This is a genomic window from Streptomyces pallidus (ex Mingjun et al. 2026) (genome assembly GCF_051550185.1).
Lineage (GTDB): Bacteria > Actinomycetota > Actinomycetes > Streptomycetales > Streptomycetaceae > Streptomyces.
Window position 1 is genome coordinate 1,523,338 of sequence record NZ_CP196181.1, and the last position, 20,443, is coordinate 1,543,780.

The window sequence follows — 20,443 nt, forward strand, 5'->3', positions numbered from 1 at the left end:
TTTCGAGGGAGGTTAGCCGAGCAGGGAACGACCGATGATCTCCTTCATGATCTCGGTCGTGCCGCCGTAGATGGTCTGGATGCGGCCGTCGGTGAACGCCCGCGCGACCCGGTATTCGGTCATGTAGCCGTAGCCGCCGTGGAGTTGCAGACAGCGGTCGGCGACCCGCTTCTGGAGTTCGGTCGCCCACCACTTCGCCATGGAGGCGTGGACGTGGTCGAGTTCGCCCGCGGAGTGGTCGCAGATGCAGCGGTCCACGAAGGTGCGGGTGACGGCGCACTCGGTGGCCATCTCCGCTATCTCGAAGCGGACGTGCTGGAGCTTGGCCAGCGGCCGCCCGAAGGCCTCGCGTTCCTTGACGTACCCGGTGGTGGTCTCCAGCAGGTGCTCCGCGCCGGCGATGGCGGCCATCGCGATGGCCAGCCGCTCCTGCGCGAGGTGGTTCATCAGGTGGACGAAGCCGCCGCCCAGCTCGCCGAGCAGGTTCTCCTTGGGGACGCGCACGTCGTTGAAGAACAGCTCGGCGGTGTCCTGCGCCTTCTGGCCGATCTTGTCGAGGTTGCGGCCGCGTTCGAAGCCCTCCGCGCCGCGTTCCACGACGAGCAGCGACAGCCCGTGCGCCCCGCCCTCCGGGGTGGTCCTGGCAACCACGATCACCAGGTCGGCAAGAATGCCGTTGGAGATGAAGGTCTTGGAGCCGTTGAGCAGCCAGTGGTCGCCGCGGTCCTCGGCGCTGGTGCGGATGCCCTGGAGGTCGGATCCGGCGCCCGGCTCGGTCATCGCGATCGCGGTGACCGTCTCGCCCGAGCAGAACCCGGGCAGCCAGCGGCGCTTCTGCTCCTCGGTGGCCAGGTTGGCCAGGTACGGGCCGATGATGTCGTTGTGCAGGCCGATGGCCAGGCCGGGGGTGCCGGCCCGGGTGAACTCCTCGGCGATCACGGCGGCGTAGCGGAAGTCGGTGTTCCCGCCGCCGCCGTACTCCTCCGGGACGGCGAGGCCCAGCAGCCCCTGCCGGCCCGCGGCCCGCCAGGCCTCGCGGCTGACGATGCCGTCCTTCTCCCACTGCTCGTAGTGCGGCAGCACCTCCTTGGCCAGGAAGGTGCGGACGGTCTCGCGGAACGCCTCGTGGTCGGCGTCGAAGATGCGGCGTTGCATCGGATCCCCCTACTGGAGCCAGCTCTTGACGGTTTCGATCAGCCGGGCGGGCTCGGGGCCCACGGGCGTGACGTTGAGCATGGTGACCCCGGCCTCGCGGAAGGCCTCCACGCGCTCGCGTACGTAGCCCGCGGGCCCGCACAGCGTCATGAGCTCGCAGAACTCGTCCGGCACGGCGGCCGCGGCGTCGCGCTTGCGGCCGGCGAGGTAGAGCTCCTGGATCTTCCGGGCCTCCTCCTCGTAGCCGTAGGCGACGGCGAGGTCGTTGTAGAAGTTCTTGCCGACCGCGCCCATCCCGCCGACGTACAGCGCGATCTGCGGCCGCGCGAGGTCCCGTACGGCTGCGGCGTCCTCGCCGATGGCGAGCAGGCCGCCCGCGACGGTCTGCAGCGGGCCGAGCGCGGGGTCGCGCCGGGTGGCGCCCTCGGCGAGCGGGCCGCCCCACACGGCGCCGGCCTTCTCCGGGATGAACAGGGTGGGCAGCCAGCCGTCGGCGATCTCGGCGGTCATCCGGACGTTGGCCGGGCCCAGCGAGGCGATGTAGACGGGGACGGAGGGGCGGACGGGTCGGGTGAGGATCTTCAGCGGTTTGCCGTGCCGGCCGCCCTTCTCCTGCGGCAGCGGCATGTCGGTGATGCCGTGGTGGTCGATGGTCTCCCGGCGCCAGATCCGGCGGCACAGCTCGACGGTCTCCCGGGTCCGGCCGAGCGGCCGGTCGTACGGCTTCCCGTGCCAGCCCTCGACGACCTGCGGGCCGGAGGCGCCCAGGCCCAGCAGGGCGCGGCCACCGGAGAGGGCGTCCAGGCCGGCCGCCGTCTGGGCGATGAGGGCGGGGGTGCGGGAGTAGACGTTGACGATGGCCGAGCCGATCTTCATGCGCTCGGTGCGGGCCGCGAGGTATCCCATGATCGTCGGGGAGTCGAAGCCCCAGGCCTCGGCGACCCAGACCGCCTCGAGGCCGGCCGACTCCAGTGCGGCGGCCTCGTCGGCGGCCCGGCGCGGATCACCGGAGTAGTCGAGCAGCATCGAGAGTTCCATCAGCCGTCCCCTTCCATCAGGCGTCCCCTTCCATCAGGCGTCCCCGCCCTTCCCGGCCAGGCCCGGCACGTCCCAGTCACGGGCCACGGACGCGGTGTCGGCGCCCGGCTGCGCGGGGCCACCGGCCGGCGCGGCGGGCGTCGCGGAGAACCGGGGCGCGGGGGCGGGCTGGACGATACCGCCGACGTCGGTGAAGGTGCCGCGGGCGGCGAGGTGCGGGTGCTGCGGGGCCTCGCGCAGCGACAGGACGGGGGCCACGCAGGCGTCCGTCCCCTCGAAGACCGCCGTCCACTCCTCGCGCGTACGGGACTTGAAGCGCGCGGCGACGGCCTCACGGAGCTCGCCCCAGCGGGCCGGGTCCTTGCGGGCGGAGGAGAGGCCGTCGAGGCCGAGGAGTTCGGTGAACCGGTCGTAGAACTGCTGCTCCAGGGCGCCGACCGCCATGTGGCCGCCGTCGGCGGTCTCGTAGGTGCCGTAGAAGGGGCAGCCGCCGTCGAGGAGGTTGGCGCCGCGCCTGTCCTGCCAGCCGCCGGCCGCCATCATCCCGTGGATCATGGCCGTGAGATGGGCGGTGCCGTCGACGATCGCCGCGTCCACGACCTGGCCGGTGCCGTCCGGGGTGCGGGCGTGCTGGAGGGCGGCGAGGACGCCGATGACGAGGTAGAGGGAGCCGCCCGCATAGTCCCCGAGGAGGTTCGCGGGGACGGCCGGGGGCCCGTCCGGGGCGCCGATCATGCCGAGGGCTCCGGTGACGGCGATGTAGGCGATGTCGTGCCCGGCGGCGTGCGCGAGCGGGCCGTCCTGGCCCCAGCCGGTCATCCGCCCGTACACGAGCCTCGGGTTGCGGGCCAGGCAGTCGTCCGGGCCGACGCCGAGCCGCTCGGCGACCCCCGGGCGCATGCCCTCGATGAGGACGTCGGCCCGCTCGACCAGGTCCAGGACCCGGGCCGCGCCCTGCGGGGACTTCAGGTCGACGAGGACGGAGCGCTTGCCGCGGTTGGTGACGTCGTACGCGGGGTCGACCGCCAGGCCGGGGCCGCCGGGGCGGTCCACCCGTACGACGTCGGCCCCGAGGTCGGCGAGGAGCATGGCGGCGAACGGGCCGGGGCCGATGCCCGCCAGCTCGACGACGCGCACGCCGGAGAGCGGGCCGCGGGGGCCGCGCCCGAGGGGCCGGCCCTGGCCGTCCTGCTGCGCGTCGTGCCCGTGGCCCTGCCCGCGCCCGTACCCGTGCCCGGGCTCGTGCCCGGCGCCTGTCAGTGCCATCGAGTCCCCAGCGTCCTGGTGTGCGAGTGTGACACAACTGATGTAACACCAGCGATGCTAGGAACGTGCCCCACTCAGCACAAGAGCAAGCGCTTAGCCGTTTGCCGCGATCCGCTCGTCCAGCGCCCTGACGTGCCGCTTCAGGGCCACGGTCCGATAGCTCTCCTCCACCCATTCGCACAACACCTGCAGGGAGGGCGCCCCCTTCTCCTCCAGCGGCACCGACACCCAGCCGGACCGGCCCAGCCCGTAGCCGGTCGGCTGCGCCCCGGGAGCGGACAGGGCATGGCCGTGCAGCGCCTCGTCCTTCAGCTTGACGGAGAGGCCGAGCGGCTGCGGGCCGTCGGCGCTGCCCAGGAAGACGAAGATCTTCTTGTTGACCTTCATGACGCAGTCCTCGGGACCCCACGGGAACTCCTCCGCCACCTCGGGAAGCCCGAGCGCAAACTCCCGCACCGCCTCCCACTTGCGCAGCGCAGCCTTCACGCGCCTCTCCCTTCACCAGCGCCCGCCCGCACCCGCGCGGGCCCACCCACGCTCACGCTAGCCCCGCCCACCACCGCCGGGCGGGCAACCGGACCGCACTGCTCCGGCAATTGCCCCTCCGGCCTGCACAAACCCGTGTCCCGGATGTCGGCGGGGCTATGTACTCTGAGCGGGCTTCAGCCTTGATCAAGGGCTCAACAAACTTTTTTTGGGGGGGCTCGGTGTCCTACCGCCGAATCGCAGCATCCGCCGCCGTCCTCGCGGCCGGCGTCTCTCTCGCCACTCTCGCCCCGGGCGCGGCGCAGGCCGCCGGCCCGGCCGGGGGCAAGCCGAAGCCGCACGGTGTCACCGTGCCGGACACGGCGACGAAGGTGAAGCCCGAGACCACCACGTTCAACAGCCCGGCGAATCGTTCCGTCAAGCAGGCCCCCGCCGCCGGCAAGGGCGCCGCCCCCGCCACGGCCGAGACCGCCGCGACGGACATCGAGGTGGGCCTGCAGGCCTTCACCACCAGCGCGCACGGCATGGAACTGGACACCGTCACCACCGGCACCACCAACCCGGTGTCGATCAGCGTCGAGTGGGGCGACGGCGCCGTCAGCAACGAGTCCGGCACCGGCGGCCAGACGACCACCTCGGCCCACCAGTACGGCAAGCCCGGCGGGTACACGGTCAAGGTCACCGTGAAGGACCAGGTCACCCAGGCCACCGCCGTCAACCAGGTCGCCGTCTGGACCCGCGGATCGCACTACACCCCGTACGGCCCGACCCGCCTCCTCGACACCCGCAACGGAACCGGCACCGCGCAGGGCAAGACCCCCGCGTACGGCGTGACGCGGCTGAAGATCGCCGGCAACGGCGGCATCCCCGAGGGCGTGACCTCGGTCGCCCTCAACGTCACCGTCACCAACGCCACCAGCGGGGGCCACGTCACCGCCTACGCCGACGGCTCCGAGCGGCCCACCACGTCCAACGTGAACTTCGCCCCCGGCCAGACGGTCCCCAACCTGGTCATCGTCCCCGTCGGCAAGAACGGCTACGTGGACCTCTACAACGGCGGCTGGGAGTCGGTCGACCTCATCGCCGACGTCACCGGCTACTTCACCAAGTCCGCGTCCAGCGGCTACACGCCGCTGACGCCGCAGCGCCTCGTCGACACCCGCAACGGCACCGGCACCGCCCGGGGCCAGGTCAAGGGGTACGGCACGTTCACCACGCAGGTCGCCGGCACGGGCTGGGTCGCCCCCGGCGCCACGGCCGTCGCGCTGAACGTCACCGTCACCAACCCGAAGAGCGACGGCCACCTCACCGTCTACCCGAGCGGGCAGCAGGCGCCGACCGCGTCCAACCTGAACTTCACCACGGGCCAGACCGTCGCCAACTCGGTCATCGTCCCCGTCGGCCCCGACGGCCGGATCACGGTCCGCAACGGCGCCTGGAACCCGACCGACGTCATCGTCGACGTCGTCGGCTACTACAGCCCGGACAGCGCGAACGCGTACGTCCCGGTCAAGCCCTCGCGCCTGCTCGACACCCGCGACGGCTCGCAGTGGAAGTGGGGCCCGCTGGAGGGCCGCGGCTACATCTACATGCCGCTCGCCGACGGCCTCCCCCACACCAAGGGCTTCGTCCTGAACTCCACGGTGACCAACACCAAGGACAGCGGCTACCTCGCCGTCACCCCGGACCCGAACTCGCTGAGCGACTACGACAACGGCAGCGACGTCTGGCCGCCCACCCCCACCTCGTCCACCCTGAACTGGACCTGGAACAAGACCGTCCCGAACCTCGTCCAGGCCGCGAGCGGCCCGTCCGGGATCATCGACTTCTGGAACCAGAGCGACGGCGACATCGACCTCGTCGTCGACATTTTCGGCGTGTATCAGGACAACTGATCCGAACGGCGGAACCCCGCCACAACGCCCCGGAAACGGCTGGTCAGGCCGCTTTCCGGGGCGTTTCCCATGGGGTCCGGGAGCAAAGGCGGGGGCCGGTGAATGGCCGAAAACCGCCTCTGTAGTCTGAGCGGGTTTCCAGCCCTGACAGAGGGCTACCTGATCATTGGGGGCCTCGGTGTCCTACCGCCGACTCGCAGCGTCCGCCGCCGTCCTCGCAGCGGGCATCTCGTTCCTTCCCGGCACCGCCGCCCAGGCCACCGGCCCGGCCACCGACGGCGGCGCCAAGGGCCTCACCACGCCCGACCTGGTCCCGGCCGACGCCGTGGAGAAGACCAGGTTCAGCAGCCCCGCCGCCGAGTCCACCCGGGAGACCGCGCCGACGGCCAGGACCGGGCTCTCCGCCCCGCAGCCGACCGCCCCGGGCGCCGGCGCGATGACGGCCGAGACCGGCGCGGCCGACTTCCAGGTGGGCGTCGACGCGTACACCACGAGCGCCCACGGCCTCGCCCTCGACACCTGGGTCCAGAACCTCGCCACCAGCGCCTCCGTCACCGTCGCCTGGGGCGACGGCGCCACCACCAACGCCGCCTACGACGGCAGCGGCCAGCCCGTGGCCAGCGAGCACACCTACGCGGAGCTCGGCACGTACACCGTCAAGGTCACCGTGACGGACTCCGCCACGGCCACCGCGGTCACCAACGAGGTCCAGGTCACCACCGAGGGCTCCGACTACACCCCGTACGGCCCGACCCGCCTGCTCGACACCCGCAACGGCACGGGCGCCGCGAAGACGAAGGTCGCCCCGTACACCTCCGCCAAGGTGAAGATCGCCGGCAACGGCGGCATCCCGGCGGGCGTGACCGCGGTGGTCCTCAACGTCACCGTCACCAACACCACCAGCGGCGGCCACGTCACCGCCTTCGCCGACGGCGACGACCGCCCCACGACGTCCAACGTGAACTTCGCCCCCGGCCAGACCGTCCCCAACCTGGTCATCGTCCCGGTCGGCGCGAACGGCTACGTCAACCTGTACAACGGCGGCTGGGAGTCGGTCGACCTCATCGCCGACGTCACCGGCTACTTCACCCAGTCCGCGTCCAGCGGCTACACCCCCCTCGCGCCGGAACGTTTCGTCGACACCCGCAACGGCACCGGCACCGCGAAGGGCCAGGTCGCCGGATACGGCTCCTTCAGCGTCCAGATCGCCGGCCAGGGCAAGGTCCCGGCCTCCGGCGTGAAGGCAGTCGCCCTCAACGTCACCGTCACCAACCCCAAGAGCGACGGCCACCTGACGGTCTACCCGAGCGGCCAGTCCGCCCCGACCGCCTCCAACGTGAACTTCACCGCCGGCCAGACCATCGCCAACTCGGTCATCGTCCCCGTCGGCCCCGACGGCAGGATCGTCGTCCGCAACGGCGGCTGGAACCCGGCCGACGTCATCGTCGACGTCGTCGGCTACTACAGCCCCGCCAGCGCCGGCGCCTACCTGCCGTTCCAGCCGGAGCGCCTGCTCGACACCCGCGACAACGCCACCTGGGGCGAGGGCCCGCTCGGCGGCCGCGGCTACGTCTACCTGCCGCTCGCGGCGGGCGAGCCCGGCATCACCGGCTTCGTGCTGAACTCCACGGTGACCAACACCAAGGACAACGGCTACCTCGCCGTCTCCCCGGACCCCAACACCATCGACGCGTACATCGACGACACGGCCACCTGGCCGGCCGCCCCCACCTCCTCCACCCTCAACTGGACGGTGGGCAAGACGGTCCCGAACCTCGTCCAGGCCAGCACCGGCGCCAACGGCATCGTCGACTTCTGGAACCAGAGCGACGGCAACGTCGACCTCATCGTCGACGTGTTCGGCCTGTACCAGGACAACTGACCCCGTGGCCGGTTGACCCCGGCGGTCGATCCGTCATGTGCGGTCGATCCCGCGCGTGCGGTCGGTCCGCCTCCGCGCACGTGTGGCGCAGCGCCCCGTCGGCGGCCTCCGGGCCACTGGCGGGGCGCTGGCCGTCGTACACGCGCCGCACGCTAGCCTCGGCCACCGATACGAGCCGGGAGGAGCCGTGATGGACGAAGAGGTTGGGCGGAGCGGACAGGGGCGCGGGCACCGGGCCCACGACATCGTGCTCTTCGGCGCGACCGGGTTCGTCGGGTCGCTCACCGCCGAGTACCTCGCCCGGCACGCCCCCGCCGGCTGCCGGTGGGCCCTCGCGGGCCGCGACCCCGGCAAGCTGGAACGACTGCGCGAACGGCTCGCCGCCCAGCACCCCGGCTGCGCCGACGTGCCGCTGCTGCGGGCGGACGCCGCCGACCCGGCGGCCGTGCGCGAGCTCGCGGCCTCCACCCGCGTCCTCGCCACGACCGTCGGACCGTACGTCCTGTACGGCAAGGAGCTGGTCGCCGCGTGCGCCGAGGAGGGCACCGACTACGTGGACCTCACCGGCGAGCCGGAGTTCGTGGACCGCATGTACGTCGAGCACGACGCCCGCGCCCGGGAGACCGGGGCGCGCCTGGTGCACGCCTGCGGCTTCGACTGCATCCCGGCCGACCTCGGCACCTACTTCACGGTGCAGCGGCTTCCGCAGGACGCAGCACTGCGGGTCGACGGGTTCGTGCGGTCCAACGCCTTCTTCTCCGGCGGCACCCTGGCCTCCGCCCTCACCGCGATGGGCCGCGGCCCCCAGGCCCTTGCCGCGGCCCGCGCCCGCCGGCTGCACGAACCCCGGCTGCCCGGGCGGCGCGTCCGGGGGCCGCTGGGCGCACCGCGGTTCAGCCGGGAGACCGGCACCTGGGCGATGCCGCTGCCCTCCCTGGACCCGCAGGTCGTGAGCCGGTCGGCGGCCGCGCTGGAGCGGTACGGGCCGGACTTCCGCTACCGGCACTACGCCTCGGTCAAACACCTCCCCGTCGCCGTCGGCGCCACCGTGGCGGTCGGCGCGACCGCGGCCCTGGCCCAGCTGCCGCCGGCCCGCCGCTGGCTGATGGGCCGCTGGGAGCCGGGCCGGGGCCCCGACGCCGAGCGACGGGCCCGCAGCTGGTTCACCCTCCGCTTCGTCGGCGAGGGCGGCGGCCGCCGGGTGTTCACCGAGGTGTCGGGCGGCGACCCGGGCTACGGCGAGACCGCCAAGATGCTGGCCGAATCGGCGCTGTGCCTCGCGTACGACGCCCTGCCGCAGCGCGCGGGCCAGCTCACCACGGCGGTGGCGATGGGCGACGCCCTGCTGGAACGGCTGCAGAAGACGGGGATCCGGTTCCGTGTGGCATCGGTGAACTGAACCCGGCGGCGGGGCTCGGGCGGCTCCGCGGTCAGGAGGGCGGCTCCGGGGTCAGGAGGCTTCGCGCAGGGCCCGGCGGCACAGGGAGTCGGCGTGCCGTGTGGTCTCCGGGATCCGGAACCGGGGGCTCAGCGCGAGGGCGTGGGCACAGGCGTTGTCGAGCGAGATCCGGTGGCCGACGGACACGTACACCGGCTTGATCCCGTCCTGGGTGCGCAGGGCGCGCCCGACGACGGCACCGCCGGAGGCGAGCAACGCGGCGGCGTCCCCGCGCCGGGCGCCGGGCTCCTCGTAGGTGAAGGTGAACGGGTTCTTCGCCACCCCCATGCTCGGCAGCCCGGTGACCACCCCGAGGTGGCAGGCCAGACCGAAGCCGCGGGGGTGGGCGAGGCCGTAGCCGTCGCACACGACGAGGTCCGGGGCGGCGGTCAGGGCGTCGAGGGCGGCCAGGACGGTGGGCAGCTCCCGGAAGGCGAGCAGTCCGGGGACGTACGGGAAGCTCACGTGCCCCACCGCCGTCCGCTCCTCGACGACCTCCAGGGTGGCGGCGTCGAGGACCACGGCCGCGGCGGCGACCAGGTCCTGCTCGTCGTCGTACGCGACGTCGACGCCGGCGACGAGCCCTCGGCCGGGGAGCGGACCGGGCTCGTCGAGCACGACCAGATTGCGCAGTTCATCTTGTATCGCCCGGGCCTCGGCCTCGTCGGCGGGGGTCTTCACACTCGTCATGATGGTGCGAGAGTAACCTGACGATCATGTTCGTCATGGAGCTCACGTACACAGCGCCCATCGAAGCCGTCGAAGAGGAGCTGGACGCCCACATCGCCTGGCTCGACCGCTACTACGCCTCGGGCGTCTTCCTCGCCTCGGGCCGCAAGGTCCCGCGGGACGGCGGCATCATCCTGGCGGCGGGAGTCTCCCGCGCCGAGGTCGAACGCATCGCGGAGGAGGACCCGTTCACGGTGGCCGGCGTCTGCGAGTACCGCATCACGGAGTTCATCGCCACGAAGACGTCGGCGGACCTGACCCCGGTCCGCGAACACCTGGCGACGTAGGGCGGCCGGGCCGGGGGCAGGACGAAGGCGTCCCGGGCGGCGACGGGCGAGTGGGACGGGGACGACACGGGCGGCGCCCCCTGTGCGGGAGGCACGCACCGCGGGATCGGCGACCGGTCCGACGTGCGCTGTCCGGTCGTCGGCGGAGCCCCCGGCTAGCCCCTCGTGCCCACCGGGATGGCCTGGGTGACGTACCACCTGCCCAGGCCCCGGTACACCGACGGCCGCCGCGGATACCTCGACGGCATCGTCACCGACGACGCCTTCCGCGGGCAGGGCCATGCCCGCCGGATCGTCGACGGGCTCGTCGCATGGCCGAACGGCATCGGGATCCACTACGTCCAGCTGCACGCCAGTGCCGCCGGCGACCCCGTCTACAAGGCGGCGGGGTTCCTGCCCGGCCACTTCGGCGGCATGGGCCTGTTCACGCACCCAACCGCCTGATCAGCGGCGTTCCAGCCGCCCCACTCGCCCCTTCTCCCCCGCCGCCCAGCAGCTGCCGTCGGGCGCGCAGTCGACGGTGTCGAACGAGCCCGGCTCCAGCGCCCGCCAGGTACGGCCCCCGTCCCCCGTCACGTCCGTGCCGGTCGGCCCCACTGCGAGGGCCGCGCCGCGCGTGTGCGGGAGCCAGGCCGCGCCCGACCGGTAGGCGGGCGGCGGGGTCGCGGACGGACTCCAGTTGCGGCCCGCGTCCGCCGAGACGGCGGCGGCGAGCGGGGACGGCTGGCCGGTGCGGTAGTCCCCGCCGACGGCGAGCCCCGTCGTACGGTCCCGGAAGGCCAGGGCGAAGACCCCCCTGGCCGGGTCGCCCGCCGGGATGCCCGACTCGGCGGCCCGCCAGGTGCGGCCGCGGTCCGCCGAGTGGAGGATCCGGGCGACGGTGCCGCCACCCGTGGCCAGCCACACGTCCCGGGGCCCGGAACTCACGAGGCACTGCCCGCTCGCCGCGAAGCCGGCCTCGCCCGGCAGGGCCTCCGGCATGCCCGCGTCCGGCAGCACCGACCAGCTCCGGCCGCCGTCGTCCGTCGACAGCACGCGGAACCTGCCGTCCACCGGGTCGCTGACCGCCAGGCCGTGCCGGGAGTCGAAGAAGGTGAGGCAGTCGTAGAAGGCACGCGGGTCGGTGTTCCGGAAGGCCTCCGTCCATGTCCTGCCGCCGTCCTCGGTGCGCAGCACCCGCGAGGTCTCCCCCTCCCCGATCGAAAGGGCGACGGCGCGCCGCGCGTCGAAGGCTTCGATGTCGCGCAGCTCCAGGGCATCGGCCTCGGCGGCCCGCGGCGAGACGTCCTGCCAGTTCCGTCCGCCGTCGACGGTGCGCAGCACGGTGCCCTTGGAGCCGGCCACCCAGGCCGTGGTGCGGCTGACGGCGGCCAGTCCGCGGAACCGGGCGTCCTTGCCGGTCTCCTTCAGCGCCCAGCCCACACCACTCAGCTCGCGTAACTCCCCGGCCCCAGAGGCATCCGGTGCCCCGCCACCCTCCCGCGCCTCGCCACTGTGCGCCCGTGCCGGTGCCACCGCGGGCCCCAGCATCAAAGCCGCCGCGAGCATGCCAACTCCCAGAAGTCTCATGGCGCCGGAAGCTAATGCACCCCGGATTCGCCGTCCAGGGTGCGTCCCCGCCCCCGCGTTCCTACCGTGAGGGCATGTCCTCCAAGCAGCCTGAGCAGCCAACGCAGCGCATGGAGCCCAACCAGCCCAGCCGCCCCAAGGAGCCCAGCCGCCCCAAGGCCTATCCGGGCAGGCAGATCACCGTCACCTACGAGACCGGACGGTGCCTGCACGCCGCGGAGTGCGTACGCGGCCTGCCCGAGGTGTTCGACAGCGGGCAGCGCCCCTGGGTGCAGCCGGACGGCGCCGATCCGGATCGGGTCGCCGAGGTGATCCGGCGCTGCCCGTCGGGCGCGCTCCAGTACCGGCTCGCCGACGGGCCGCCCGAGGAGCCGGACCGGCCGACGACGGTCGCACGAACGCCGGCGGGGCAGGTGGTGCTCCGTGGCGAACTGCGCGTGACGACCCCGGACGGAATCGTTCACACCGAAACCAGGGCGATGCTCTGCGCCTGTGGAGTGAGCGGGAACCAGCCTTTCTGTGACCACTCCGGATCATGTGGCAAGGAGTGACGACCCTTCGGACACAACCCCGCCACCGTCACTCTGTGCGATCGAACGGATGCGATCCAGCCAAGCGGTGACACAGCTCACGTCATCTGCCGTGCACGGATTTGCCGATTGCGGCGTCTATCCGGATGCCGGGCCCCACCCACGCCCGGCAGGAATTCCGCCGCAAGGGAGCGAGCCTTGATCACTGTTATCGAGCAGGCTGTGCAGGCACGTCTGGTGGCCACCGCGCCAAAGGTCGAGACCGTACCCGTCACTCTCTGCTACGACCGCGCGGATCCGTTCGCCGTGAGGATGGCCTTCCCCGCTCCGGCCACGCTGGAGGGCGTCGAGGTTTCGTGGACGTTCGGGCGGGAGCTCCTCGAGTCGGGCGTGGACCGCCCGACCGGGTACGGCGACGTGCGGGTGCGGCCGTACGACGCCGAGCGGACGACGATCGAGTTCCACGCACCCGAGGGCGTCGCGATCGTACTGATGGCCACGGCCGAGCTGCACCGCTTCCTGGACCGTGCGGCCGAGATCGTTCCGCCGGGCCTGGAGCACCTGTACCTCGACGTGGACCACGGCCTGGCCGAGCTCATGCGAGGCCCGCACTGAGCCCGGCGCCCCGGGCAGCACGTAAATCGTTTGCGGGCGGCCCCGGCCGCCCGTAGCTTCGTCGTCGCCCCTCCTCTTCGAACGGAGCCAGTACGTTGGACTTCTGAGGCCGAGACGCCGATCGACACCGACACCAACACCCCGGTCCTACAGCCGATCCCGCCACCGCACGCCGCACGCCGCCCCTGGGCGACAACAGTGCCCGTGCCGCCGTGCAGCGCATGCCACACGCGTCACCCCGCGGGACCTCGCCACCGGGTCCGTCCTCGGCCGTCTCCCCCGTTGCAGACACCATCCACGCAACCTGGAGGCCTCCATGAGTACGACGTCCGCTGCTTTCATCACCTGCTCCAACCTGTCCTTCGAATGGCCCGACGGCACCACCGTCTTCGACGGGCTCCAACTGGCCGTCGGCCCCGGCCGCACCGGCCTGATCGGGCGCAACGGCAGCGGGAAGTCCACCCTGCTGAAACTCGTCGCGGGTGAACTGGCCCCGACCGACGGCAAGTCGACCGTCGCCGGCACCCTGGGCCACCTCCCGCAGGACGTCACCCTCGACACCTCCCTGCGCATCGACGAGGCGCTCGGCATCCGGGCCGCCCGCGCCGCGCTGCACGCCATCGAGGCGGGCGAGGCGACCGAGGAGAACTTCGCCGCCGTCGGCGACGACTGGGACGTCGAGGAGCGCGCCCTGGCCACCCTGGACCAGCTCGGTCTCGCCCGGATCGGCCTCGACCGCACGGTCGGTGAGCTCTCGGGCGGCGAGAGCGTGCTGCTGCGGCTGGCGGCCCTGCTGCTGGCCCGACCCGACGTGCTGCTGCTGGACGAGCCGACGAACAACCTGGACCTGCGGGCCCGTCGCCGGCTGTACGCGGCGGTCGAGTCCTGGCCCGGGGTCATGCTGCTGGCCAGCCACGACCGGGAGCTGCTGGAGCGGGTCGACCAGATCGCCGACCTGCACGACGGCGAAGTGCACTGGTACGGCGGGAACTTCTCGGACTACGAGGCGCAGCTCGCCGCGGAGCAGGAGGCGGCCGAGCGGTTGGTCCGAACAGCCGAGGCCGATGTGGTCCGACAGAAGCGGGAGTTGGTCGACGCGCACATGAAGCTGGCGCGCCGCCGGCAGTACGCGCAGAAGATGTACGACACCAAGCGCGCATCAAAGATCATCGCGAACGGCAACAAGAGCACCGCCCAGGAGTCCGCGGGCAAGCACCGCGCCCTGCACACCGAGCGGCTGGCGCAGGCGAAGGAGCGCCTGGACCAGGCGGTGGAGGCCGTCCGGGACGAGGCCGACATCCGGATCGTGCTGCCCGCGACCCAGGTCCCGCCGGGGCGCCGGGTGCTCACGCTGAGCGGGGTGCGACTGGCCCACGGCGCCGGGGTGCCGGGGGAGTGGGACGTGCGCGGTCCGGAGCGGATCGCGCTGGTGGGCCGCAACGGCTCCGGCAAGACGACCCTGCTGCGTACGGTCGCCGGGCTGCTCGACCCGCTGTCCGGGGAGGTGGCGACGCACGTTCCGGTGGGGTTCCTGCCGCAGCGGCTGGACGTGCTCGACGACGGCCTGTCGGTGGCGGAGAACGTGGCCCGGTTCGCCCCGCACGCCTCGAACAACCTGATCCGGGCGCGGCTCGCGCACTTCCTGTTCCGCGGCGGCCGGGCGGACCGGCCCGCGGGCACGCTGTCGGGCGGCGAGCGGTTCCGGGCGGCGCTGGCGGCGCTGCTGCTGGCGGAGCCGGCCCCGCAGCTGCTGATGCTGGACGAGCCGACGAACAACCTGGACCTGGCGAGCGTACGGCAGCTGGCGGGTGCGCTGGACGCGTACGAGGGCGCGCTGCTGGTCGCCAGCCACGACGTGCCGTTCCTGGAGTCGATCGGGATCACGCGCTGGCTGCTGCTCGACGGCACGCTCCGGCCGACCACGGCCGAGGAGGTCCGGGAGACGCTCTGGTCCGCCTGACCCGGCGGACCGACGCAACCCGACGCGACCACCGCGTCGCGAGCCGTCCCGGCCCCCGGTCCGGGCCCGGCGCCTCTCGGACCGGGGCCCGGACCCCGTTTCGGCCCCGGCTCCGGTGTCGGGTCGCCGGTCATCGTCAAGGCGGCGTCGCGAAACCACCTGCGCGCGTGACATTCGCCCCGCGCGCGCCCGCGCACACGCTCATCAACTGCATAGATTACCGGACGTAACCGGGCATATGAACGCCTGGGGCTTGGCTCACCCTCACGGTCCGCTTAACCTACGGCGTCGTAGGCTACGGAACCGTAGGTAATTCGCTTTGTCCCCAGGAGCACCCGTGACGATCACCTCTCCCCACCTCGGCAGCTCTCAGGCGTGGACCGACGCCAAGCTGCTGTACGCGCTGGAAGAGGTGGTGGAGAAGGAGCTCAACCGCCACCTGAAGGTCACCAAGGACTGGATGCCCCACGAGTACGTCCCGTGGAGCGACGGCCGGAACTTCCCCGCCTTCTTCGAGGACGGCGAGGCCTGGGACCCGGCGCAGTCCAAGGTCACCGACATCGGCAAGATCGCGCTGGTGGTGAACCTGCTGACCGAGGACAACCTCCCCAGCTACCACCACGAGATCGCCACGCTGTTCGGCCGCAACGGCGCCTGGGGCACCTGGGTGCACCGCTGGACCGCCGAGGAGGGCCGCCACGGCATCGTGATGCGCGACTACCTGCTGGCGTCTCGCGCGGTGGACCCGGACAAGCTCGAGAACTTCCGCATGCAGCACATGTCGGAGGGCTTCGAGTCCGACAACCGGCACTCGATGCTGCACTCGGTGGCGTACGTGGCCTTCCAGGAGCTGGCGACCCGGATCTCGCACCGCAACACCGGTCACCAGTCCGGTGACCCGGTCTGCGACCGGATGCTGGCGCGGATCGCGCAGGACGAGAACCTGCACATGATCTTCTACCGGAACCTGCTGGGCGCCGCCTTCGAGATCGCCCCGGACCTGACGATGCAGGCCGTGCGCGATGTCGTGGTGAACTTCCGGATGCCCGGACACGGCATGCCCGGCTTCGAGCGGATGGCCGCCCAGATGGCGATCGGCGGTGTCTACAACCTGCGGATCCACCACGACGACGTGCTGAGCCCGGTCATGCGATTCCTGAAGGTCATGAGCATCGACGGCCTCGGCCCGGAAGGCCAGAAGGCGCAGGACGAGCTGGGCCTGTTCATGAACGGCCTCGACTCGGAGGCGCGCAAGTTCGACGAGCGCCTGGCCGCCCGCGCGGCCCGTCTGGCCGCCCGCAAGGGCTGACCCCAGGTCCCGGCAGGTCCCGGTCCCGGCCCCCGCCCCGGGCCCGGGCCGGGGTCAGCGGCGCGGGCGGAGGGCGTGGCGCTCGGCCTCGGAGAGGCCGCCCCAGACGCCGAAGCGCTCGTCGTTGGCGAGGGCGTACTCCAGGCAGGCCGCCCGCCCCTCGCACGCGGCGCACAGCCGCTTCGCCTCCCGCAGCGAGGATCCCGGCTCCGGGAAGAAGAACTCCGGGCCGGTCTGGGCGCACAGGGCGACCTCGTACCAGGCCGGCGCGGCGGCCGCGGCGGCGGGCTCAGCGGTGGCGGACATGATGGTGGTGACGGTGTTCATCGACATGCCGAAGATCCTCACGGCCTCCGATGGACGTCCGATCAACGACCGATCAACACACGTTCACGGATGTCCCGCCCGTCCTCGCGTCGAGCATCGCATGCGGCACTGACAGCGGCCCCCAGCGGCCCCGCGGCGGACCGGACGACCGTGCGGGGTCGGCAGGGTGCGGCGAGGCTGTGCGAACGGTGGGTCGCCTACTCCGCGCGCGCCGGGTCTTCTCCGGCGGGAGCGCCCCGAGGCTGTCGGTGCGGTCACTTCTCGCGTTTGGCGCGGCTCGGCTGGACGCGTTTGGGCTCGCCCGGCATCTTCGGGTAGTCCGGCGGGTACGGCATGTCGCCCAGGCCGTGGTCGTGTTCGTGCCGGTCGGCGAGTTCCAGCGCGGCGTCCAGGGGGAAGGCGTGGTCGTCCATGTCCGCGCGCAGGTCGCCGACTTCGGCGAAGCGGGCGGGCATGGTGGTGATGTCGAAGTCGCGGGGTTCGGCGGAGTCGAGCTCGTCCCAGCGCAGTGGGGCCGAGACCGGGGCCTGTGGTCGGGGGCGCACGGAGTAGGCGGAGGCGATCGTGCGGTCGCGGGCGGTCTGGTTGTAGTCGACGAAGATCCGCTCGCCGCGCTCCTCCTTCCACCAGGCGGTGGTGACCCGGCCCGGCATCCGCGTCTCCAGCTCCCGGCCGATGGCGATCGCGCACCGCCGGACCTCGGTGAAGGTCCAGCGCGGTGCGATCGGCACGAAGACGTGCAGGCCGCGGCCTCCCGAGGTCTTCGGCCATCCCTGGAGCCCCAGGTCCTCCAGGACGTCCCGCAGCTCGTGCGCGGCGATCACCGCGTGGTGGTAGTCGGTGCCGGGCTGCGGGTCCAGGTCGATGCGCAGCTCGTCGGGCCGGTCGGTGTCGGCCCGGCGCACCGGCCAGGGGTGGAAGGTCAGGCAGCCGAGGTTGGCGGCCCACAGGACGGCGGCGGGCTCGGTGGGGCACATCTCGTCGGCCGAGCGCCCGCTGGGGAAGGAGATGTGGGCGGTCGGGATCCAGTCGGGCATGGTCTTCGGAGCGCGTTTCTGGAAGAAGGACTCGCCCTCCACCCCGTCCGGGTAGCGCTCCAGGGTCGTGGGCCGGTCGTGCAGGGCGCGCGTGATCCCGTCGGCGACGGCCAGGTAGTACCGGGCCACGTCCAGCTTCGTCAGGCCCCGCTCCGGGAAGTACACCTTGTCCGGGTTGGACAGCCGTACCGTCCGTCCGCCCGCCTCCAGCTCGATCGCGTTTCCGGATGCACCCATGTGCGCCACGGTAGGCGGGCCCGGCCCGACGCGCATACCGGGCGGACCGGTGCATATCACCGCAGAATCATTGGCATGGATCTGCCCGTGATGCCGCCCGTGAAGCCGATGCTGGCCAAGTCGGTGTCCCGGATCCCGCCCGGTATGCAGTACGAGGCCAAGTGGGACGGCTTCCGCGCCATCGTGCACCGCGACGGCGGCGAGCTGGAGATCGGCAGCCGCACCGGCAAGACCCTGACCCGGTACTTTCCCGAGCTGGTCACCGCTCTGAAGGAGAACCTGCCGGACCGCTGCGTGGTCGACGGCGAGATCGTGATCGTCCATGACGGGCGGCTCGACTTCGACCGGCTGACCGAGCGGATCCACCCCGCACGGTCCCGCGTCGACCTCCTCGCCCGGACGACCCCCGCCAGTTTCGTCGCCTTCGACCTGCTCGCGCTCGGCGACGGCTCCCTCCTCGACACCCCGCTCGCCGACCGCCGCACCGCCCTGTCCGCTGCCCTGTCCACTGCTCGGCCCCCCGTCCATCTCGCGCCCGCGACCACCGACCGCGCGCTCGCGCAGGAGTGGTTCGAGCGGTTCGAGGGCGCCGGGCTCGACGGCGTGATCGCCAAACCCCTCGATCTGCCCTACCGGCCCGATGCCCGCCTCATGTTCAAGATCAAGCACGAGCGTACGGCCGACGTCGTCGTCGCGGGCTTCCGTTTCCACAAGAGCGGTCCGATTGTCGGATCGCTGCTGCTGGGCCTGTACGACGGCCACGGTGCGCTCCAGCACGTGGGCGTGTGCGCCGCCTTCCCCATGAAGCGCCGCGCCGAGCTGGTGGAGGAGCTCGCGCCGCTGCGGATGGCGGACGCCGCCGTACACCCCTGGGCCGCCTGGGCCGAGGAGTCCGCCCACGAGAGCGCCCGCCTGCCCGGCGCACAGAGCCGCTGGACCGGCAGGAAGGACCTCTCCTGGGTGCCGCTGAGCCCCGAGCGCGTCTGCGAGGTCGCCTACGACCACATGGAGGGCGACCGCTTCCGGCACACCGCCCAGTTCCGCCGCTGGCGGCCCGACCGGACCCCGGAGGGCTGTACGTACGCCCAGCTGGAGGAGGTCGTCGGCTACGACCTCGCCGAGGTGCTCGGCACGGACCTCGGGACGGGCCCGGGCGGCTGATCCCGCAGCGCCGGGGCCGGCCTCAGCCCGACGTCAGCTTCTCCCACTCCGCCCGGTCCGGGCCCACCGCGTTCGGCACGTAACCGGGCCGCGCCGCCAGCCAGCGCGCCACCCGGGCCCGGACCTCCGGATCCGCGTACGCCCGCTCCGGCGGCTCGACCAGGTGCCGTACCCTCGCCCGGGCCCGCATCACCTCCGGGTCCTCCAGGGCGCAGTCGAACAGCGCGGCCGTCTCCCGGGCCGCCCCCGCCCGGACGGCCCGCGTCGCGAACCGCTCCCCGATCGCCGCGTCGGCGACGACCTGGAAGTCGAACCACGGTTTCAGGGTGCGCACCGCCCACGCGTGGTGCTCGGCGGCGTACCGGGCCGACCCGGGCTCCTGCCCGGCGGTACGCGCCACCCGGAGCGCGGCCCACAGGGCCAGCGAGGTGCCCTGGGCCAGCGTCGGGTTGGTGTGGGTGATCGCGTCGCCGATCGGCACCAGCCCGGCCGCCACCGGCCCGTGCTCGTCGACGAGCGCGCTCCACCGGTTGTCCAGGCTCGCCGCGGCCAGGACGTCGGACAGCGGCTCGGCGCCCAGGTCCAGCCAGGCCGCTCCGGGCGGGAAGGCGCGGGCCGCGCTCTCGAAGAGGGCGGGGTCGCGCAGCGCCGACCGGGTGGCGTCCCGGGTGTGGACGATCAGGGTGACGGCGAAGACGCGGTTGTCGGCCGGGAACACGGCGCAGCCGGCGAAGGGCCCTCCGGTCACCGCCCACGGGCGGCGCGGGCCCTCCCGCATCCCGTCGGGCAGCCGGTACCAGCGGCAGAAGTACGCGAGGCCGGTGCGGTGCCGTTCCACCACGGGGGGCCGGCAGCCCGCCGCGGCCAGCCAGCGCTCGGTCCCGCCGCGCCGGCCGGCCGCGTCCACGACGAGGTCCGCCGCGTGCACCCCGCCCTTCGTGGCCACCCCGGTGACCCGGACGGGGCCCGCCGCCCCCTCCCCCGTGCCCGCGCCCGCACCCGGCCGCGTGATCAGCCCGGTCACCGGCTCCCCGTACCGCAGCACGGCCCCCGCCTCCCCGCGCAGGGCCGTGACCAGCGCGCTTTCCAGCACGATGCGCCGGGCCTGGAGCATGACCAGGTCCTCGTCCCCGGGCCGCGCGGGCGGCCGTACGTCGAACCAGTCGAGCTCGTGGCGCTCGCGGGCCCCGAGCCGCAGCATGTCCGCGTACACGTCGGGGAGTTCGTCCCGCAGCAGCGCGCGGGCGGCACCGAGGAGGACGTGCGGCTGCGTGGCCTGCGGGACCGTGGGCCGGTGCCAGCCGAAGAAGTCCCGGTCGATCGCCGTACCGGGGGCGCGGGTGTCCCGTTCGAAGAGCGCGACGGTGTGTCCGTGCCGCGCGGCGAGCAGCGCGGTCGCCAGCCCGCCGACGCCCCCGCCGATGACCACCACGTGTGCCATTGCGCGCCCCCGATCGCCGTACCCCGACCCCGTAACCGCGACCCGGCGGACCGTAGCCCGTCGGATCGAACAGAGCCTGCA

19 protein-coding genes are annotated in these 20,443 nt (G+C 72.8%); 10 read left to right on the forward strand and 9 right to left on the reverse strand.

Going from position 1 to position 20,443, the window contains the following annotated elements:
* Window positions 1-12 precede the first annotated feature (12 nt).
* From ACSHWO_RS06545 to ACSHWO_RS06560, 4 genes are all read right to left on the reverse strand, one after another.
* Window positions 13-1,155 (reverse strand): acyl-CoA dehydrogenase family protein, encoded by a 1,143-nt coding sequence (locus ACSHWO_RS06545; protein WP_385804860.1) that lies wholly within the window; start codon window positions 1,153-1,155, stop codon window positions 13-15.
* Window positions 1,156-1,164: 9 nt separating this feature from the next.
* On the reverse strand, window positions 1,165-2,193 hold the full coding sequence (locus ACSHWO_RS06550; RefSeq protein ID WP_438310399.1) for an LLM class F420-dependent oxidoreductase: 1,029 nt from the start codon (window positions 2,191-2,193) through the stop codon (window positions 1,165-1,167).
* A 33-nt stretch (window positions 2,194-2,226) separates the two neighbouring features.
* A complete protein-coding gene (locus ACSHWO_RS06555) occupies window positions 2,227-3,459 on the reverse strand; it encodes a CaiB/BaiF CoA transferase family protein (RefSeq protein WP_438310401.1) in 1,233 nt (410 codons plus the stop codon).
* A 93-nt stretch (window positions 3,460-3,552) separates the two neighbouring features.
* Window positions 3,553-3,945 carry an MmcQ/YjbR family DNA-binding protein gene (locus ACSHWO_RS06560; protein ID WP_438310403.1) on the reverse strand — a complete coding sequence of 131 codons (393 nt, stop codon included), beginning with the start codon at window positions 3,943-3,945 and terminating at the stop codon, window positions 3,553-3,555.
* Between the two features lie 221 nt (window positions 3,946-4,166).
* Between ACSHWO_RS06560 and ACSHWO_RS06565 the strand changes: the two genes are divergently transcribed.
* From ACSHWO_RS06565 to ACSHWO_RS06575, 3 genes are all read left to right on the forward strand, one after another.
* Window positions 4,167-5,840 (forward strand): hypothetical protein, encoded by a 1,674-nt coding sequence (locus ACSHWO_RS06565; RefSeq protein WP_438310404.1) that lies wholly within the window; start codon window positions 4,167-4,169, stop codon window positions 5,838-5,840.
* A 178-nt stretch (window positions 5,841-6,018) separates the two neighbouring features.
* Window positions 6,019-7,722: a PKD domain-containing protein gene (locus ACSHWO_RS06570; protein ID WP_438310405.1), complete on the forward strand. Its 1,704-nt coding sequence runs from the start codon at window positions 6,019-6,021 to the stop codon at window positions 7,720-7,722.
* Between the two features lie 190 nt (window positions 7,723-7,912).
* The gene (locus ACSHWO_RS06575; protein WP_438310407.1) at window positions 7,913-9,121 is read left to right on the forward strand and encodes a saccharopine dehydrogenase family protein; all 1,209 of its coding nucleotides are present in this window, start codon (window positions 7,913-7,915) and stop codon (window positions 9,119-9,121) included.
* 51 nt (window positions 9,122-9,172) lie between these two features.
* Here the strand turns inward: ACSHWO_RS06575 and ACSHWO_RS06580 are convergent, their stop codons facing one another.
* The gene (locus ACSHWO_RS06580) at window positions 9,173-9,850 is read right to left on the reverse strand and encodes an endonuclease V (RefSeq protein ID WP_438310408.1); all 678 of its coding nucleotides are present in this window, start codon (window positions 9,848-9,850) and stop codon (window positions 9,173-9,175) included.
* Between the two features lie 26 nt (window positions 9,851-9,876).
* Between ACSHWO_RS06580 and ACSHWO_RS06585 the strand changes: the two genes are divergently transcribed.
* Entirely contained in the window at window positions 9,877-10,176 is a 300-nt protein-coding gene (locus ACSHWO_RS06585; protein ID WP_361092207.1) for a YciI family protein, read from the forward strand.
* A 186-nt stretch (window positions 10,177-10,362) separates the two neighbouring features.
* A complete protein-coding gene (locus ACSHWO_RS06590) occupies window positions 10,363-10,620 on the forward strand; it encodes a GNAT family N-acetyltransferase (protein ID WP_438310409.1) in 258 nt (85 codons plus the stop codon).
* Here ACSHWO_RS06590 and ACSHWO_RS06595 read toward each other — a convergent pair whose 3' ends face one another.
* Window positions 10,621-11,745 (reverse strand): WD40/YVTN/BNR-like repeat-containing protein, encoded by a 1,125-nt coding sequence (locus tag ACSHWO_RS06595; protein WP_438310411.1) that lies wholly within the window; start codon window positions 11,743-11,745, stop codon window positions 10,621-10,623.
* 110 nt (window positions 11,746-11,855) lie between these two features.
* On the opposite strand from ACSHWO_RS06595, the gene ACSHWO_RS06600 reads away from it, so the two are divergent.
* From ACSHWO_RS06600 to ACSHWO_RS06615, 4 genes are all read left to right on the forward strand, one after another.
* Window positions 11,856-12,296 (forward strand): (4Fe-4S)-binding protein, encoded by a 441-nt coding sequence (locus tag ACSHWO_RS06600; protein ID WP_438318960.1) that lies wholly within the window; start codon window positions 11,856-11,858, stop codon window positions 12,294-12,296.
* Window positions 12,297-12,473: 177 nt separating this feature from the next.
* Window positions 12,474-12,890 (forward strand): SsgA family sporulation/cell division regulator, encoded by a 417-nt coding sequence (locus ACSHWO_RS06605; RefSeq protein WP_361092198.1) that lies wholly within the window; start codon window positions 12,474-12,476, stop codon window positions 12,888-12,890.
* Window positions 12,891-13,206: 316 nt separating this feature from the next.
* Window positions 13,207-14,850 carry an ABC-F family ATP-binding cassette domain-containing protein gene (locus tag ACSHWO_RS06610; protein ID WP_438310413.1) on the forward strand — a complete coding sequence of 548 codons (1,644 nt, stop codon included), beginning with the start codon at window positions 13,207-13,209 and terminating at the stop codon, window positions 14,848-14,850.
* Window positions 14,851-15,187: 337 nt separating this feature from the next.
* Window positions 15,188-16,159: an acyl-ACP desaturase gene (locus ACSHWO_RS06615; RefSeq protein ID WP_385804870.1), complete on the forward strand. Its 972-nt coding sequence runs from the start codon at window positions 15,188-15,190 to the stop codon at window positions 16,157-16,159.
* A 54-nt stretch (window positions 16,160-16,213) separates the two neighbouring features.
* On the opposite strand, the gene ACSHWO_RS06620 is transcribed toward ACSHWO_RS06615, so the two are convergent.
* Together ACSHWO_RS06620 and ligD are read right to left on the reverse strand one after the other, a co-directional pair.
* Window positions 16,214-16,465, reverse strand: coding sequence for a WhiB family transcriptional regulator (locus ACSHWO_RS06620; RefSeq protein WP_438318963.1), 252 nt, complete (start codon window positions 16,463-16,465; stop codon window positions 16,214-16,216).
* A gap of 275 nt (window positions 16,466-16,740) precedes the next feature.
* Entirely contained in the window at window positions 16,741-17,760 is a 1,020-nt protein-coding gene (ligD, locus tag ACSHWO_RS06625; protein WP_361092189.1) for a non-homologous end-joining DNA ligase, read from the reverse strand.
* Between the two features lie 75 nt (window positions 17,761-17,835).
* On the opposite strand from ligD, the gene ACSHWO_RS06630 reads away from it, so the two are divergent.
* Window positions 17,836-18,921, forward strand: coding sequence for an ATP-dependent DNA ligase (locus tag ACSHWO_RS06630; protein WP_361092186.1), 1,086 nt, complete (start codon window positions 17,836-17,838; stop codon window positions 18,919-18,921).
* Between the two features lie 22 nt (window positions 18,922-18,943).
* Here the strand turns inward: ACSHWO_RS06630 and ACSHWO_RS06635 are convergent, their stop codons facing one another.
* Window positions 18,944-20,362: an NAD(P)/FAD-dependent oxidoreductase gene (locus tag ACSHWO_RS06635; RefSeq protein WP_438310416.1), complete on the reverse strand. Its 1,419-nt coding sequence runs from the start codon at window positions 20,360-20,362 to the stop codon at window positions 18,944-18,946.
* Between the last annotated feature and the right edge of the window lie 81 nt (window positions 20,363-20,443).

Bases quoted from the DNA above. Each gene is read 5' to 3' on its own strand.
- ACSHWO_RS06545 (WP_385804860.1), bottom strand. From the start codon at position 1,155: ATGCAACGCCGCATCTTCGACGCCGACCACGAGGCGTTCCGCGAGACC.
- ACSHWO_RS06550 (WP_438310399.1), bottom strand. From the start codon at position 2,193: ATGGAACTCTCGATGCTGCTCGACTACTCCGGTGATCCGCGCCGGGCC.
- ACSHWO_RS06555 (WP_438310401.1), bottom strand. From the start codon at position 3,459: ATGGCACTGACAGGCGCCGGGCACGAGCCCGGGCACGGGTACGGGCGC.
- ACSHWO_RS06575 (WP_438310407.1), top strand. From the start codon at position 7,913: ATGGACGAAGAGGTTGGGCGGAGCGGACAGGGGCGCGGGCACCGGGCC.
- ACSHWO_RS06580 (WP_438310408.1), bottom strand. From the start codon at position 9,850: ATGACGAGTGTGAAGACCCCCGCCGACGAGGCCGAGGCCCGGGCGATA.
- ACSHWO_RS06585 (WP_361092207.1), top strand. From the start codon at position 9,877: ATGTTCGTCATGGAGCTCACGTACACAGCGCCCATCGAAGCCGTCGAA.
- ACSHWO_RS06595 (WP_438310411.1), bottom strand. From the start codon at position 11,745: ATGAGACTTCTGGGAGTTGGCATGCTCGCGGCGGCTTTGATGCTGGGG.
- ACSHWO_RS06600 (WP_438318960.1), top strand. From the start codon at position 11,856: ATGGAGCCCAACCAGCCCAGCCGCCCCAAGGAGCCCAGCCGCCCCAAG.
- ACSHWO_RS06610 (WP_438310413.1), top strand. From the start codon at position 13,207: ATGAGTACGACGTCCGCTGCTTTCATCACCTGCTCCAACCTGTCCTTC.
- ACSHWO_RS06620 (WP_438318963.1), bottom strand. From the start codon at position 16,465: ATGTCCGCCACCGCTGAGCCCGCCGCCGCGGCCGCCGCGCCGGCCTGG.
- ligD (WP_361092189.1), bottom strand. From the start codon at position 17,760: ATGGGTGCATCCGGAAACGCGATCGAGCTGGAGGCGGGCGGACGGACG.
- ACSHWO_RS06630 (WP_361092186.1), top strand. From the start codon at position 17,836: ATGGATCTGCCCGTGATGCCGCCCGTGAAGCCGATGCTGGCCAAGTCG.
- ACSHWO_RS06635 (WP_438310416.1), bottom strand. From the start codon at position 20,362: ATGGCACACGTGGTGGTCATCGGCGGGGGCGTCGGCGGGCTGGCGACC.